The organism is Bacteroides parvus, assembly GCF_017309675.2.
GTDB lineage: Bacteria > Bacteroidota > Bacteroidia > Bacteroidales > Bacteroidaceae > Bacteroides > Bacteroides uniformis.
Genome location: NZ_CP084680.1, coordinates 700,925 through 718,480, shown reverse-complemented (window position 1 = coordinate 718,480; position 17,556 = coordinate 700,925). Strand labels below are relative to the sequence as shown.

Here is a 17,556-nt window from a genome sequence, read left to right as displayed (position 1 = left end):
TAAAAGCCCCCTTTGCTTTTCTATCTTCTTGCTCTATTATATGAATAGTACCTAAATATTTATTATACTTTTATATTCCTTATAATCTGTTGTTTATGTTATGCAGTAGTAGCAATGATGTACCCCTCCGGTGAACTGTGGTACTCTTGTGGTAGCTTGTTTTTTGACATATATCAACTTCTCCGGTATGTTTGCAAAAGAATTTTAAATCAATACAAAATGAAGAAAAATCTACTAATTACATGTGTGATGTTATTGTTTGCCATTACTTCGATGGCACAGAACAAAATTACGATTTCGGGTGTCGTTACGGACAAGACAGGCGAAACTGTTATCGGCGCTTCTGTTCGTGTAAAAGGGCAGGAGAGTAAAGGTAGTATTACTGATATAAATGGTAAATATCAGATTGTTGATGTGGCATCTAATGCTACCTTGATTTTTAGTTATATAGGTATGCGTGAGCAGGAGATTGCCGTAAATGGGCGTTCAACTATCAATGTGAAGATGGAAGAGGACAGCCAGCTCATTGATGAGGTGGTTGTAGTTGGTTATGGTAGTGCCAAGAAACGCGACTTGACCGGTTCTATCGTTACTGTGAAAGCGGATGAGATTGCCTCTAAGCCTTCTACCAATCCACTGGCATCCATACAGGGTAAGGTTGCCGGTGTACAGGTAGTGAATACGGGCCGTGCAGGACAAGACCCTGAAATCCGTGTTCGCGGTACGAACTCCATTAACGGTTTCAAACCCCTTTATGTGGTAGATGGACTGTTCACGGACAATATCAATTATCTGAACACTGCGGATATTGAATCTATGGAAATCTTGAAAGACCCTTCTTCTTTGGCTATTTTCGGTGTGCGTGGTGCCAATGGTGTAATCATCATTACCACTAAAAGGGCAAAAATAGGGAAGACGATGGTCAACATCAACTCCTCAGTGGGTTGGAAGGTTATTTATGACCGTGTAGGTGTGACGAATGCCGAAGAGTTTAAGATGCTGTACAACGAGCAGTTGATATCTCAAGGAAGCGACCCTTATGATTATACTCAATGGACTGGTAACACAGATTGGCAGGATGAGATATTCCAGACAGGTTTTCTGACCAATAACAATGTGAGCATTACAGGTGCAACGGATAAGAGCAAGTTTTATTTGGGTTTGGGTTACGTCATGGAAGAAGGTTCCATTAAAACGGAAAAGCTCAATAAGTTTACCGTAAACTTGAACAGTGAATATAGTGTAACCGATTTCCTGCGTTTTGGTTTCCAACTTAATGGAGTTCGTGCTAAGTATCCTGATGCAAAGGGTGTGGATGGTGCTTTGAAGGCTGCTCCTATTGCTCCTACTCATGACCTTGAATCGGGACTGATACATACGCTGCCCGACTTCCAGCGTGCACAAGTGTGGAATCCTCTTATTGAAACAGAGTTGCGCGGTGCTCACAACAAGTCTGAAAACTATCGCGTGGCAGGTAATGTGTTCGGAGAGATAGATATTCTAAAGAACCTTACGTTCAAAGCGACTTTCTCTATGGACTATGCTTCTAGCCAGGGACGTTCATATTCTCCGCTGATTTATGTTTATAATCCCGATGTGGAGGGGGGGGAAGAACGGTTGACTGAAAGAGAAAGTGTGAACCAAAGCAAGTCTACCTCTCTTGCTGCACAGTCTGACTATGTGTTGACTTATCTCGGACAGTTTGGTAATCATGGATTGACATTGACTGCCGGTCTTACCACCAATTACAATGAGTCTTCCAGTTTGAGTGGTGGACGCAGCCAGCTTGCGGGCTACGGCATTTTGGTGGGCGACGACCCGGACAGATGGTGGCTCTCTACCATCGACGATGTATCTACGGCAACTAATGGCGGTTCTCAGAGTGACAGATTTACCATGTCTTATTTGTTCAGAGCATTGTATAACTACAAGAATCGTTATTTACTTAATGCTTCTTTCCGTAGGGACGGTTCATCTGTTTTCTATAAGACAGGTAATACTTGGGACAACTTTTACTCTTTCGGTGCCGGTTGGGTAATGACCGAAGAGAAGTTTATGCAGAACCAAAATGTAATTAACTTCTTGAAGTTGAAAGGCTCTTGGGGTGTGTTGGGCAGCCAGAATACCGGTTCCAGTTATCCGGCATACGCCACCATTGTTAGTTCGGGTTCAGCTGTGTTCGGTGACAATATCATTGCGGGTAAAGGCCCCAACAAACTGATTTCACCTACTTTGGGATGGGAACGTAATTATTCATGGGAAGTAGGTTTTGACATGCATATGTTCAATGATCGTTTGCAGCTTTCTCCGGTTTATTATAACAAAACAACAAAAGATATGTTGACTTCCATTCCGGGTATTGCAGGTACTGTTCCCGGATTACAGAATGTGGGTGAGATTCGCAATCGCGGTTTTGAACTTAGTGCTTCTTGGAACGACAAGATTGGGGAAGATTGGAGATATGGATTAGGTGCTAATTTGAGCACTATTGATAACAAGGTGCTTTCACTGGTAAACAAAGACTATAATATTATCAGTGGTCCCTCACGTGTTTCCGAAGGTTATCCGATTGGCTATTTCTATGGTTACAAGGTTGAGGGTGTATATCAGAACGAAGACGACATCCGTTTCTCTCCGATTAACTCGGTTGGTTCGGTAACACCGGGTGATTTGAAATTTGCTGATGTTGACGGTAATGGCAAAATTACTGATAATGACCGTACAATGATAGGTAATCCAACTCCTGATTTTACTTACGGTTTTAATGTTAATTTGGGATGGAAGAATCTGGACCTGACTGTTGACATGATGGGTGTTTATGGAAATGAAATTTACCGTAATTGGGGAAGCAGTAGCTATGCACAACTGAATTATCGCACAGAGCAATTGAATCGTTGGCATGGAGAGGGCACTTCCAATTGGGAGCCCTTGCTCGACCCTTCACACAAAATAAATCAGGAGGCTTCCACGTATTTCATCGAAGATGGCAGTTTCTTCAGAATCCGTAATATCGAATTGGGATATAACTTTGACAAACGACTGTTGAATCGTATCAAGGTACAGTCACTGCGTCTTTATACCAATGTGCAGAATCCCAAGACCTGGAGCCGTAACGGCGGATATACGCCGGAAGTGGGCGGAAGTGCTATTTCGTTTGGTATTGATGGTGGAGGCTATCCTATGCCTACAGTTTATACGATTGGTTTTAATTTGACTTTCTAAAATTATATAAAGGCAGACTATGAAGAAGATATTTTATTATATAGCATTTTTAGCAGTAAGCTTTGCACTAACTTCGTGTGAGGATATGTTTGATAGAAAACCGCTTGGACAGCAGACAGAGGATGATTTGACTGGTGGTACTTATGAAACGCAGGTGTTTAATATGTATGCCAAGTTGCGCGGTTTTCATTTGACAAGCGGCAATACTGCATTGGCAATCCACGGTATGCGTTCTGAGGACGCAGAGAAAGGAAGCACATTGTCCGATGGAGCAGCCACTGGCAAGATGTTCGATGACTTTGAATATTTGGCAAGTAATGGGATGATTAAGAGCTACTGGAATGAAAACTATTCATTGATACATAAGGTAAATGATTTGCTTGATGAAATGAGCCAAAACCCGTCATTGACAGAAGGTGACCTCGTCAATAAGGGGGAAGCTTTGTTTGTACGTGCTTTCTGTTATTTTAACCTTGTACGCGCTTTTGGTGAAGTGCCTTTGATTGACTTTAAAGTTTATGATGCAGCTGAGGCAAATGTTCCAAAGTCTTCTGTGGCAAAGATATATGAATTAATAGATTCTGACCTTACGGAAGCCGAAAACAGTCTGCCCAGAACGTGGGAGCAACTTTATGTAGGTCGTCTCACTTGGGGAGCTGCTCGTTCTCTTCATGCACGCACATACATGATGCGTAATGACTGGGGGAATATGAAGGCTGCCGCTGAAGAAGTGATTAACTCCGGTTTATATAATCTGAAAACACCTTATGAAGACATATTCCGGGAAAAAGGTGAAAACTGTAGTGAATCTGTTTTTGAATTGCAATGTACGGCAACAGAATCACAACCAGGTTCTAATGATATAGGAAGCCAGTTTGCTTCCGTTCAGGGTGTACGTGGCGCAGGCGAGTGGAATCTCGGTTGGGGGCAACACACCGCTACTCAAGAATTGGCAGATGCTTTTGAAGAAGGTGATCCGAGAAAAGACGAAACCCTGCTTTATTTTATACGCAACGGCAAGGACGATCCGGAGTCCATACCTGCTAACAAGCCTTATGGCGAGAAACCAGTTTCGAATGCCGATGTTATAGCTAAATACTTTAACAAAAAAGTATATACAGATCCGGCAATGCGTTTGAAATTCACAAAAGGAGGTTATTGGGTGAATATTCGTTTGATACGTTATGCTGATGTGGTATTAATGGCTTCCGAAGCTGCTTGTGAATTGGGTGATTTATCTTCTGCCCGTAACTATTTGGAGATGGTGCGCGCTCGTGCTCGTGGCAATAATATCGGAATCCTACCGGAAGTGACGACCAACAATCAGAATGAACTGCGTGAGGCCATTCGTCATGAAAGACGTGTTGAGTTAGGTATGGAGTTCGACCGTTTCTACGACTTGGTTCGTTGGGGTATTGCTAAAGAGGTACTTCATGCTGCAGGCAAGACCGGTTATCAAGACAGACATGCTTTGTTGCCCATCCCGCAAGACGAAATTGACAAGTCGAATGGTGTATTGGTTCAAAATCCCAATTATTAATCTATAAATGTACTAACTACTTATGAAAAAATATATAGTATCTGTGGCTTCTTGCCTGTTTGCATTGTGTATGCAGTCTTGTTTTCAGGATATGGATCATCCTGCTTTCGACTACCCTGAGAGTACCGGTGAAGTACCTACTACTCCTTTGAAGATGTATCTTCCTTTTGATGAAGAGGACATTCGGGATAAAGGTGAATGGGGATTTTTGGTAGCAGATAACGGGAATGCCAAGTTTGTGGAAGACGGAATCGCTGGCATGGCCTATCAAGGTGCTGAAAATGCTTACATTTTGGCCAAGACTCCTTCTATTTTGGAAAATAACATACCCACTATCGGTGATTTGACTGTAGCTTTTTGGATGAGAACCACTAAGAATACTTCTGCGCAAGGTTTGTTCTCTATCCCTAACTCTATTAAATTCTGGGGCAACTTCGACATCTTCTTGGAGAATAATAATAGCGAGACTCAGGCATTTTTCAAGGTTCATATCTTCAATCAGACAGCAAAAGAGAATGATGAAAGATGGGTTGAGGCAAAAATAGATGATATTTTTGGTAGCGAATGGGTGCATCTGGCTTTTGTGTATGATGGCAATACTTCTACCATTACTGTTTATCGTAATGGTGAGGGGGTCTTTACCAAAGAATTGCCTGATTGTGGGAAATTGAAGTTTAATAATGTAGGCGCTTCTTTGGCTGTTGGTGCATTTCAGTTCAGCACTACTCCGAGTCTTACTTCGGGTGCAGGAGCACAAACCTGGGCAAAGAACTTTCCCGGTCAGCTTGATCAGTTCCGCTTATATGACAAGGTGTTGACGGCAACCGAAATTCAGAGTATTTACTCTGGAAAAGAATGAAGCTACACTTTAATCTGATGCTAAGATGAAAGTATTATATTTCATAGTATGTCTTTTGTTGGTTGCGTGCGGTGGTGATAATCAACCTGAGGTGAATCAGCCTTTCGAGTTGAAGAATATCATTGTGGGTGACCAACAAAACCAACAGACATTTGAGAATGTTGCTCCCAATGTAGCCATTGTTTTGGAGTTCTCGGATGCTGTAGATGAGGCTTCAGCCCGTAACAATATTGCTTTGAAACATGAGGAGCTTCCTATAAGCTGCGATTATGAGTTCCTGCAAGAGAAAAAAGTATCGGTGACTCCTAAGGAGGGGTTTAAAATCTTGTCATCGTATAAATTGATTGTCAATCCGGGGGTGAAGTCCACCTCCGGGGTACTGCTTTCCAATGGCAAGGTTTGTATGATTAAGACAGGAATGGATGATACTGATAAGTTTGAGCGTATTCCTGATGAGGACTTGTTGACATTGGTACAGAAGCAGACCTTCAAGTACTTCTGGGACTTTGGGCATGAATATTCCGGAATGGCGCGCGAACGTACTACTTCGGGCGATGTCGTTACTACCGGTGGTACTGGCTTTGGCGTGATGGCCATGCTGGTAGCTGCTGAACGGGGTTTTATTACCCGTCAGCAAGCTGTTGAACGGGTGCAGAAGATAGTTACTTTTCTTGATAAGGAATGTACGGCTTATCATGGTGCTTATGCACATTGGATAAATGGCGCAACGGGAGCAACCAAACCTTTCAGTGAGAAAGACAACGGTGCCGATTTGGTTGAAACCTCCTTGTTATTTCAAGGTTTGCTTGCCGCTCGAGCCTATTTCAAGGAAAATATGGAAGTAGAAAGCAGGTTGCGTGCCGACATAACCCGTCTTTGGGAAGCTATTGACTGGACTTGGTTCCAGAAAAATGGTGAAGATGTACTATATTGGCATTGGAGTCCCGATTACGGTTTTGAGAAGAACCTGGCAATAAGAGGATGGAATGAATGTCTGATTACTTATATACTTGCTGCTTCGTCTCCAACACATGCTATCAATAAAGTTGTATATGAAGCGGGCTGGGCTAAAAATGGAGGAATCAGGAATGGAAAATCTTATTATGGCATCACTCTTCCTTTAGGTTCGGATAAAGGGGGACCGCTGTTCTTATCTCAATATTCTTTTCTGGGCATTAACCCGCAAGGACTGGAAGACCAATATGCCGATTACTGGGTGCAAAATCGTAATCATACATTGATTAATTACAATTATTGTAAGGAAAATCCTAAAGGATATACGGGTTATAGCGCTTCTTGTTGGGGATTGACGGCAAGTGACGGCGATACGGGATATTCAGCTCATTCACCTACTAATGATAAAGGGGTCATTGCTCCAACAGCCGCTTTGTCTGCATTTCCTTATACTCCGGAGGAGTCAATGGAAGCGCTGCATTTTTTCTATTATAAGATGGGAGACAAACTTTGGAAGGATTATGGTTTTATAGATGCCTTTAATTTGACGGCAGATTGGTACGATACTCAGTACATAGCCATTGACCAAGGGCCGATAATCTGTATGATAGAGAATTATAGAACAGGTCTCCTTTGGAATTTATTTATGTCTATACCGGAAATCCAACAAGGACTGAAGAAGCTTGGCTTTCAGAGTCCGTGCTTAAACTAAAAGAATGATTATGATGAGAATATTGCTATATTTGATACTTTTGCTATATCCTTTTAATTTGATTTCGGGACAGAAAACGCAGAAGCAGCTTTCTGACGACGAACTTATGACCCTCGTCCAGAAGCAAACTTTCCGTTATTTTTGGGATTTTGCCCATCCTGAATCCGGATTGGCGCATGAACGGAGTAACGGTGGTGCCGAGACAGCTACCATTGGTGGGTCGGGATTCGGAGTGATGGCTATCATTGTCGGCATAGAACGTGGGTTTATCACCCGTGAACAAGGTGCTGAACGTATACTGAAGATTGTTCGTTTCTTGAGCGACAAGAATACCGACAGTTATCACGGCATGTGGGCACATTGGATGAACGGTAAAACCGGTAAGACCATTCCTTTCAGCCGTAAAGACGATGGAGCGGATATTGTAGAATCCGCTTTCATGTTCGAAGGCTTGTTGGCTGCCCATCAGTATTTTATAAAGGATAATCCGACGGAAAACCGTATCAGGGGAATGATTAATAATCTGTGGCGCCAAGCAGAGTGGAATTTTTTCACTCAGGGGCAGGATGTGATGTACTGGCATTGGTCACCCAATAACGGATGGGCGATGAATCACCAGATTAAAGGTCATAATGAGTGCCACATTGTGTATATCTTGGGTGCGTCTTCTCCTACTTATCCGATTGCTGGGAGCGTTTATCATAAAGGCTGGGCCAGTGCGAATACTTTTCTGAACGGTCGGGAGTATTATGGCATCAGGCTTCCTCTCGGGGACAATAACGGCAAGGGCGGTCCTTTGTTCTTTACTCATTACTCCTATATGGGGCTTGATCCGCATGGTTTGAAGGACCGCTATGCCAATTACGAGGAACAAATGAAGGCTCATACCTTGATTAACCGTGCCTATTGTATTGACAATCCGAAGGGATATAAGGGTTACGGTGAGAAATGCTGGGGATTGACAGCTAGTGACGGTGATAAAGGCTATTCTGCCCATAGTCCCGGAAATGATCGCGGCGTGATTACGCCTACTGCGGCCCTTTCATCCATCCCTTATGCACCGGAATATTCTTTGGAGGCCATGCGCTATTTCTATGAAGAACTGGGTGACCGTCTTTGGGGTGAATATGGTTTCAAGGATGCATTTAATCTGACTGAGGATTGGTTTGCGCCTTCGTATCTTGCCATTGACCAGGGACCGATTATCGTGATGATAGAGAACTATCGCACCGGTTTGATTTGGAAGCTTTTCATGAGTCATCCCGATGTACAGAAGGGATTGAAGAGATTAGGCTTTACGTCTCCTTATTTGAATAAGGCTGATTAGGTTTGGCTGGATTTGATTTTGGTGAATTTTATATAGATTAAAAAGGATTATAACCATGAAAAACGTGCTTTTCAATAGTGTATTGGTTGCTTTCGTATTGCTTGTCGCCTCGTGCGGCAAGCAACCGGAAGCTAAGGTGGAGGTGATGTCGTTTAATATCCGTCTGGATCATGTAGCGGACAGTATGAATAACTGGAAATACCGTAAGGATAATGCAGCACAGATGATTGCTTATTATGCTCCGGACATTGTGGGCATGCAGGAGGTGGTAAAGAATCAACTCGATGACCTGAAGGAGCGCCTTCCTCAATATACTGCCCTTGGCGTAGGTCGTGCAGATGGAAAAGAGAAAGGCGAATATTGCTCCCTTTTTTATAAGACAGATCGTTTTGAGCTTTTGAAGAACGGAGATTTCGGACTGAGCGAGACTCCCGATTCCATCGGAAAGAAAGGTTGGGATGCGGCATGCGAACGTATCGTGACTTGGGCTGTGTTGAAAGACAAGGTGAGTGGCAGGAAAATAGCTGCTTTCAACACCCACTTTGACCATGTAGGTGAGGTGGCACGTCGAGAAAGCGCTAAGTTAATACTCGAGAAGATAAAGCAAATAGCGGGAGAGCTTCCGGTAGTTATCACTGGAGACTTTAATGGAACGGTAGACTCCGAGCCGGTTACTATATTGACGGAAGGTGGAATGAGGAACGCTTGTTCCACGGCAAAGGTCGTTTACGGACCGACATGGAGCTTTCATGACTTCGGACGTATTCCGGTGGAGAAGCGCAGGCTGATAGATTTTATATTCGTAAATGCTTCTGTAGAGGTGGAGCGTTACCGCACAGTTGGCGATAAGCCGGACAATGGCTATCTTTCCGACCATGCTCCCGTATTGGTTACTTTGAAACTGTAAAGAGGCACTCGTCTAATTCTATTCTGCATTATTTACAAATCATAAGGGCTCAAGAAACACTTGTATACTGAACCTAATTCAGTCGTATAGTGAATGCCATTCAGTCGTATACTGAATAGGGTTCAGTTGTATATTGAATGCACTGCATTCTAACTGTACTGATAATCAATAAATTATAAAACGGTGTTACGCCTTTGATAAATTACAACAAATAATGAATACATGAAAAATAAACTATCCTGGGGAATTGCCTTGTTGCCCTTTGTTCCTTCGGTTTGGATGCAAGGACAAGAACAGAAACAAGGAATAGGAAACAGGCGTCCTAACATTATTTTTATCATGAGTGATGACCATGCCCGACAAGCAATGAGTATATATGGACATCCCATAGGTAAAATAGCTCCTACTCCCCATATTGACCGTATTGGGCATGAAGGGGCGGTATTTCAGAATAATTACTGTTGCAATTCCATTTCCGGTCCCAGTCGTGCAGCCATACTGACTGGTAAGCATAGTCATAAGAATGGTTTTATGAGGAATGGAAATAAAGGATTTGACGGTTCGCAGCAGACACTGCCGAAGATATTGCAAGCAAACGGTTATGAAACAGCCATTATCGGCAAGTGGCATCTTGTTTCAAAGCCTACCGGGTTTGACCATTGGATGATTTTGAATGATCAGGGAGATTATTATAATCCGTATTTTATTACCGAGGGAGATACCACTCGGCATAAAGGATATGTAACTGACCTCATCACTCAATATTGTGAAGACTGGATGAGTGGGCGCGAGGATAAGAATAAACCTTTTTTCCTGATGATGCATCACAAAGCCATTCACCGTAATTGGGTGCCTGCCGAACGGCATTATCATTTGTACGAACACACGCAGTTCCCTTTACCCGACAATTATTATGATGCATACGAAGGACGTTATGCGGCACAAATGCAGAAGATGAATATATACCGTGATATGTACGAAGGTCACGACTTGAAGATGGTTGCGGGTATGAATAGCGACAGTCTGCTATTCGACCCGTGGCCTCATGCTTTTCTTGGTACGATGGAGCCGGATGAGCGCCGCCGTTTTATGGATGCCTATCGTGAACGGAACAATGAATTTTATTCGAAACAGCGTACTTTCAAAGAGGTGGCAGAATGGAAATATCAGCGTTATTTGCAGGATTATATGGCTTGTGTGGCAAGCGTGGACGAGAGTGTAGGAGAAATATTGGATTATTTGAAGCGTACCGGATTGGATAAAAATACGATTGTCGTTTATACTACAGACCAGGGGTTCTATCTGGGCGAGCACGGTTGGTTTGATAAACGTTTTATGTACGAGGAGTCTTTCGGTATGCCGATGGTAATGAGCTGGCCGGGACATATTAAGCCTGGAACGCAGGTAACAGGATTAACTCAAAATATTGATTTCGCTCCCACTTTTCTCGATATGTGTGGAATTGAGATTCCTGAAGACATGCAGGGAGTGTCATTTCGTCGGTTGGTAGAGGGAGAAAATACTCCACGAAACTGGAGGAAGTCACTTTACTATCACTATTATGAATTCCCCGGTTTTCATAGTGTCCGTGCACATTACGGTGTCAAGATGGAGCGCTATAAATTGATGCATTTTTATGTGGATGACAAGTGGGAACTTTATGATTTGAAGGAGGACCCGGCAGAAATGCATAATTTGTATGGTGAAAAAGGGATGGAGAAGGTTGCTGCAGAATTGAAAGCGGAACTTGCCCGCCTGCAGGAAGAATATGATGTTCCTGAATCTCTGTGCAAATAATAGTGCATATTATTATGACGTATAAATGAAGTTTAGAATGAAAAGAATCTATTTATTAATCATTTTAGTAGTAGGCTGTGTAATGTTGTCTGCTCAACAAGATCCATTTACCAATCGCATACCTTGTCATTTGAAGGCTAGTCGTGTAGGTACAAATAGCGTAGAACTTATTTGGGAGAATGTAGTAGAGGCTGTAAGTTATGAGGTTTACAAGGAAGATACTTTATATAAGACTGTTAAAGAAAATCGCATTACAGTGGAAGGGCTGAATTCGTTTGATATTTACTTCTTCTCAGTGAAGGCTAGGAATAGTCATGGAGAGTTCAGTCGCGAGAGCGAGAAACTTTATGTAGCTACCGCTGAGACAAAAAGGCAAAAGGATAAGCGGATGGCGTGGTGGCGTGAAGCCCGTTTTGGGATGTTTGTCCATTGGGGCCCTTATTCTGCATTAGGTGGGCATTATACAGGACCCACGTTTCTGCAGACAAATGAAAAACATCCTTGGATAGAGGCTGACGGCATGATAAAAGATTACTATTCATGCTATCGTCCTGAATGGGTATCTTCCGATGGGAGTATAAAGACAGACCCAACTACAGGCAAACCTTATAAAAGAGGGCAATATGCCGAATGGATAATGTTTGCGGCTCAAATACCCAGGGATGAGTATCTGAAGCGGGCAAAGGAGGATTTCAAAGCAGAAAAATTCGATGCTAAAGAATGGGTAAGGATGGCTAAAGAGGCAGGGATGAAATATATTGTCATTACTTCAAAGCACCATGATGGCATTGCACTTTTAAATACACCTGTGGGGCATACTATTTTTAAAGATACAGATATCCGCAGGGATATATTGAAAGAACTGGTGAATGAAGCGAGGAAGGCCGGTCTGAAAATAGGTTTTTATTATTCGCAGGCATTGGACTGGAATAATCCGGGGGGGATGGGATGGATTCCGCAAAATGACGCGCCTAATCGGGAAGCTTCCTATGCAGACAAAGCAAAATATACGGATGAAATAGTTATCCCTCATTTACACACTATCATAAATGATTATAAAGTTGATCTTATTTGGTGGGATATGGGAGCAAGCAGCGCTCCCGAATTTAAATATCGTATGATGAAAGCTATCAAGAACATACCTGGTACGGAACGTTTAATTTTTAATGACCGAATGGAGGATAAGCTGACGGGTGATTTTAAAACTCCGGAACAAAGCATACCTGATATGCCTTCCAATGGAGATGGTACAGATTGGGAGACTTGTATGACCTTGAATGACAATTGGGGATATGCTGCCCATGATATACGCTGGAAGACTACAGAGGATGTTCTTCAAAAATTGATTGATATTACCAGTAAAGGGGGGAATTATCTATTGAATATCGGTCCGAAAGCAGATGGTACTTTCCCTGCTGAAAGCATCAATTGCTTGGAGGAAGTCGGCAGTTGGATGAAGGTGAACAGTGAAGCTATTTATGGTACAATACCGAGTCCGTTTGTTAGCCAACTCGATTGGGGAAGAGCTACCAGAAAAGAAGTGGACGGTAAACAGTTTCTTTATTTGCATGTTTTTACTCAATATTGGCCGAAAGACGGCAAACTTCTTGTCCCGGATTTTGGCTCTGGGATAAAACGGGCCTATTTATTGATTGATGCGAAGAAAACTTCTTTACCTATAGACAAAATGGGAGACAATCATATATTTTCTTTACCTTTAGACGCTCCTGATAAAATCAGTACGACCATTGTTGTAGAAACTTTGTGACGTAGGTAGGGCTGTAGTATAATAATATAAATATGGATAATATGATGAAAAGATTAAGTGGTTTGGTGCTGCTGTTGTGTTTGGCGAATTTCCTTTCTGCACAAGACATGCATATGGATACTTATTGTAATCCTTTAAATATCGATTACACGTACATGATTTATAATTCGGATAAGAATATCTCCTACCGTTCTGGTGCCGATCCTGCTGTGGTGGAGTTCCGGGGTGAATATTATATGTTTGTTACCCGTTCACACGGTTATTGGCGTTCCAGGGATTTGCTGAACTGGGAGTTTGTACGTCCGGGCAGGAACTGGTATCCGCAAGGGTGTAATGCTCCGGCGGCACATAATTACAAAGATTCGGTACTTTATGTGACCGGTGATCCTTCCGGTTCCATGAGTATCCTTTATACGGATAATCCGGCTTCAGGAAACTGGGAAGCTGTTCCGGCAATTTTGCATAATCTGCAAGATCCCGATTTGTTTATTGACGATGACGGTAAAGCGTATATGTTCTGGGGTTCTTCCAATGTGTATCCTATCAGGGGAATGGAACTGGACAAGAACCGGCGTTTCATCAAGAAGGGAGAAACGAAAGAACTCTTCAATTTGGATATGCCTAAACATGGCTGGGAACGTTTCGGTGAAAACCATACGGATACTGTATTGGGCGGATATATTGAGGGGCCTTGGCTGACGAAGCATAATGGGAAATACTATATGCAATACGGTGCTCCGGGAACGGAATTCAATGTCTATGCCGATGGTGTTTATGTGGCCGATTATCCGATGGGGCCTTATACTTACCAAAAGCATAATCCGGTGTCCTACAAGCCGGGTGGTTATATGAACGGTGCCGGACATGGAAGTACCGTGCTTGGTCCTGGGGGGCAGTATTGGCATTTTGCTTCGATGTCACTCTCTATCAATGTGAATTGGGAACGTCGCCTTTGTATGTTTCCGGCAGGGTTTGATAAAGATGGCATTATGTATGTAGATACCCGTTTCGGAGACTATCCCCGTTATGCACCTGCCGTACCGGGCAAGGCTGGACAGTTCCGTGGCTGGATGTTGCTCTCGTATGGCAAGCCGGTGACGGCTTTTACTACAAAAGACGAATTTAAGGCAGATGCCCTAACGGATGAACTGACTAAAACTTTTTGGCTTGCCGAGGCTAATGACGAACGGCAGTGGGTGATGATTGATTTAGAGAAACCTGCTGATGTGTATGCTGTTCAGATAAACTATCACGATTATCAAAGTAATATGTACGGTCGCTACGAAGGACTCCATCACCGTTATCTCATCGAAGGTTCTCTTGATGGTGAGAATTGGGATATATTGGTGGACCGTAAGGAAAGTTATAGGGATACTCCGAATGATTATGTTGAACTGGCATTACCCAAGTCTGCCCGTTATATCCGTTATAAAAATATAGATATACCGACACCGAATCTGGCTATATCTGAACTTCGCGTCTTTGGATTGGGTACGGGGAAGGCACCGCAACAACCCAAAAAGTTGGTACTTGACCGCCAAGCAGACCGTCGTGACATCTCCATCCGTTGGGAGGCTGTGAAAGGTGCACAAGGTTACAACATACTTTGGGGCATTGCACCGGACAAACTTTACAGCTCTTGGATGGTCTATGATAAGACTGATTTATTGATGAAAACCCTTACTGCTGATCAGGATTATTATTTTTGTGTGGAGGCTTTCAATGAAAATGGTGTATCTTTACGTTCGGAAGTTAAACATGTAAAATAAATAATAAGATGAAACGTATAATCGGCATCCTTTGTGGATTATTCTTTTTCTTGTTTTCGTTTGCACAAGAAACCTTTCAAAAGGAAACTTATATCTCTTCCCGTGGAGATACATTGTTGTATCGTTTGTTGCGTCCAGAGGTGATGAAACCTGATGAAAAGTATCCTTTGGTGCTTTTCCTGCATGGTGCCGGAGAGCGTGGCAATGATAATGAGAAACAATTGGTTCATGGTGGGCAGATGTGGCTTAATCCTGTAAACCGCGAAAAGTATCCGGCGTTTATTTTGGCTCCGCAGTGTCCTGAAACCGGATATTGGGCATATACGGAGCGCCCTTCATCTTTTGCTCCGGCAGATATGCCGTTGGAAGTGCCTGTTTCTCCTATTTTCCGTACGTTGAAAGAGTTGTTGGATTTCTATCTGGCCATGCCGCAGATAGACAAAGACCGTATCTATGTTATGGGACTTTCTATGGGAGGAATGGGTACATTTGACATGGCTGTCCGCTATCCGGAGATTTTTGCGGCAGCAATACCTATTTGTGGAACAGTGAATCCGGCACGGTTGAAGGCTGGCAAATCGGTCAAGTTCCGTATTTTTCATGGAGATGCGGATAATGTAGTAACTCCTGAAGGATCGCGTGCAGCATATCGGGCCTTGAAAGCTATTGGTGCCGATGTGGAATATATTGAATTTCCTGGTTGTAATCATGGTAGTTGGAATCCGGCTTTCAACTATCCTGATTTTATGGAGTGGCTGTTTAATCAGAAGAAAAAATGATGAGAATATTGTCTGTTATCGGAGCGCTCTTTTTAGGGGGCGCTTTTTTAACTTCTTGCACCACTTCCGGTCGGGTAAGTACTTTTGTGGTATTGCCGGATACGCAGACTTATCTGGAGCAATGTCCGGAGGTCTTCGATTCGCAAGTGGACTGGTTGGTTGCCAACCGTAAGAAAATAGATGCCGTGTTCCAAGTGGGAGATTTGACACAAGATAATTCTCCGGTGGAATGGGCATATATGCAGAAAGCTTTTCATCGTGTCAGCCAAGCAGGAATACCTTATTCTGTCGTATGGGGAAATCACGATATTGGCAGTAAACCCGGTAAGTTTTCGGACATACATAACACTGCAATGGCCAACAAGTATTTTCCTCTTTCCGGCTATAAGCGGAAGAGCTATTGGGGAGGTAGTGCAGATGGAAAGACATTGGATAACTATTTCATAAATTTCAGGTCGGGCGATACCGATTGGCTGGTCTTGAATCTGGAATTCGGGCCTTCTGATGAGGCTCTGCAATGGGCCGATTCCATAGTGGGTATTCATCCGGATAAGCTTGTCATATTGAATACACACGCCTATTTGTATTGTGACAGTACGTTGCATGACGGGAAAGACTGGTGGCGCCCTCAAGGATATGGCATCGGCAAAGAGTCTGGGCGCACAGTGAACGATGGTGCTGGAATCTGGGAGAAATTGCTTCTCAAACATCGCAATGTGATAGCTGTCTTTTGTGGGCATGTCTTGAAAAGCGGAGTCGGCACGCTGGTCTCTATAGGGAAAGAGGGAAATAAAGTGTATCAGATGCTGGCAAACTATCAGCGTGGTGTGGAAGGTAGTAGATTGGGAGGTGAAGGCTACTTACGTATTGTAACTTTTAACCGGAAGACAAGGGAGATAGATGTGAAAACCTATTCTACTTGGAATAAAGCCTACCACCCCTCCGAACATCATAACTTTAAGTTCAAAGAGGTGGACTTTGATAAATATCTACGCTGAAATTTTTCAGAAAATAGATTCCTGTGTCTGTGTGGTCAGCAGTTCCAAAGCCTTGATGCCCATAACGGAATTCCCTTTCTGGTTCAGTCTTGGGCTCCATACTGCGACTGAATAACGCAGTGGATAAACTGCAGCTATGCCGCCTCCTACACCACTTTTTCCAGGAAGGCCTACTAGATAAGAGAACTCTCCGGCTTCGTCATAAAAACCACATGTTTGCATGATGGCATTGATCCTTTTTACCTGAGAGGAGGTCAGAGTGATGTTTTCGAACGCAAAGGCTTGTTTATGGTTGGCGAAAGGTAAAAATGCCTTAGACAAATCATAACAGCTCATCTCTATGGAGCATTGCAGGAAATAGAAGCGGAGTACGCGTTCTATGTCATTGTTTATGTTATGATGATATTTCAACAGATTGGTAATTGCCGCATTCAGGTAGCCGTTTTCGCGTTCGGATAGGGCTACTTCTTCATTATAATCAATCTGGTTGTTTCTGCTGAGTGAACGGACAAAACGGATATATTCCTCTTTTGGATGCTTTAAATGGCTCAATAGAATGTCGGTCATCACAATGGCGCCGGCATTGATAAATGGATTTCGGGGAATACCTTTTTCTACCTCTAGTTGCACTAGCGAGTTGAAAGCAGTGCCCGAGGGTTCTTTACCCACTCTTTTCCATAGATTGTCTCCTTCAAGGCTTAGGCACATGGCAAGGGAAAATACTTTCGAAATACTTTGTATGGAGAAGCCGGTAGTAGCTTCTCCATGCATGAAGGTTTCGCCTTGTATGGTGTGAATGCACATTCCGAACTGGTCCGGATTGATTTTGGCGAGTGCCGGAATGTAATCAGCTTGCTTGCCAATAGTGGCATAAGGCTCTATTTCTTGATGAATACCTTTCAGTATTTTCTGATAATCCATATT

12 protein-coding genes are annotated in these 17,556 nt (G+C 43.1%); 11 read left to right on the top strand and 1 reads right to left on the bottom strand.

Annotated features, from left to right (window positions below; all coding sequences use genetic code 11):
- Positions 1–219: 219 nt before the first annotated feature.
- The 11 genes from JXR92_RS02840 to JXR92_RS02790 all read left to right on the top strand — a co-directional run bounded on the left by JXR92_RS02840 (position 220) and on the right by JXR92_RS02790 (position 16,632).
- A complete protein-coding gene (locus JXR92_RS02840; RefSeq protein WP_165491363.1) occupies positions 220–3,222 on the top strand; it encodes a SusC/RagA family TonB-linked outer membrane protein in 3,003 nt (1,000 codons plus the stop codon).
- A gap of 19 nt (positions 3,223–3,241) precedes the next feature.
- Entirely contained in the window at positions 3,242–4,762 is a 1,521-nt protein-coding gene (locus JXR92_RS02835) for a RagB/SusD family nutrient uptake outer membrane protein (RefSeq protein ID WP_117600174.1), read from the top strand.
- Between the two features lie 22 nt (positions 4,763–4,784).
- A complete protein-coding gene (locus tag JXR92_RS02830; protein ID WP_117600175.1) occupies positions 4,785–5,621 on the top strand; it encodes a LamG domain-containing protein in 837 nt (278 codons plus the stop codon).
- 25 nt (positions 5,622–5,646) lie between these two features.
- A complete protein-coding gene (locus JXR92_RS02825; protein ID WP_138344676.1) occupies positions 5,647–7,287 on the top strand; it encodes a glucoamylase family protein in 1,641 nt (546 codons plus the stop codon).
- 10 nt (positions 7,288–7,297) lie between these two features.
- Entirely contained in the window at positions 7,298–8,614 is a 1,317-nt protein-coding gene (locus JXR92_RS02820; RefSeq protein ID WP_117600282.1) for a glucoamylase family protein, read from the top strand.
- A gap of 55 nt (positions 8,615–8,669) precedes the next feature.
- Entirely contained in the window at positions 8,670–9,521 is an 852-nt protein-coding gene (locus JXR92_RS02815) for an endonuclease/exonuclease/phosphatase family protein (RefSeq protein WP_117600177.1), read from the top strand.
- A 222-nt stretch (positions 9,522–9,743) separates the two neighbouring features.
- Entirely contained in the window at positions 9,744–11,318 is a 1,575-nt protein-coding gene (locus JXR92_RS02810) for a sulfatase family protein (protein WP_005834483.1), read from the top strand.
- Positions 11,319–11,355: 37 nt separating this feature from the next.
- The gene (locus JXR92_RS02805; RefSeq protein ID WP_171030404.1) at positions 11,356–13,086 is read left to right on the top strand and encodes an alpha-L-fucosidase; all 1,731 of its coding nucleotides are present in this window, start codon (positions 11,356–11,358) and stop codon (positions 13,084–13,086) included.
- Between the two features lie 44 nt (positions 13,087–13,130).
- Entirely contained in the window at positions 13,131–14,855 is a 1,725-nt protein-coding gene (locus JXR92_RS02800; protein WP_117964764.1) for a family 43 glycosylhydrolase, read from the top strand.
- A gap of 8 nt (positions 14,856–14,863) precedes the next feature.
- Entirely contained in the window at positions 14,864–15,634 is a 771-nt protein-coding gene (locus JXR92_RS02795) for a carboxylesterase family protein (RefSeq protein ID WP_005834487.1), read from the top strand.
- A complete protein-coding gene (locus JXR92_RS02790; protein WP_005834489.1) occupies positions 15,631–16,632 on the top strand; it encodes a metallophosphoesterase in 1,002 nt (333 codons plus the stop codon). Before JXR92_RS02795 ends, JXR92_RS02790 begins: the two co-directional genes overlap by 4 nt.
- 6 nt (positions 16,633–16,638) lie before the next feature.
- Here JXR92_RS02790 and JXR92_RS02785 read toward each other — a convergent pair whose 3' ends face one another.
- Positions 16,639–17,553 carry a glutaminase gene (locus tag JXR92_RS02785; protein ID WP_005834492.1) on the bottom strand — a complete coding sequence of 305 codons (915 nt, stop codon included), beginning with the start codon at positions 17,551–17,553 and terminating at the stop codon, positions 16,639–16,641.
- Positions 17,554–17,556: the final 3 nt, after the last annotated feature.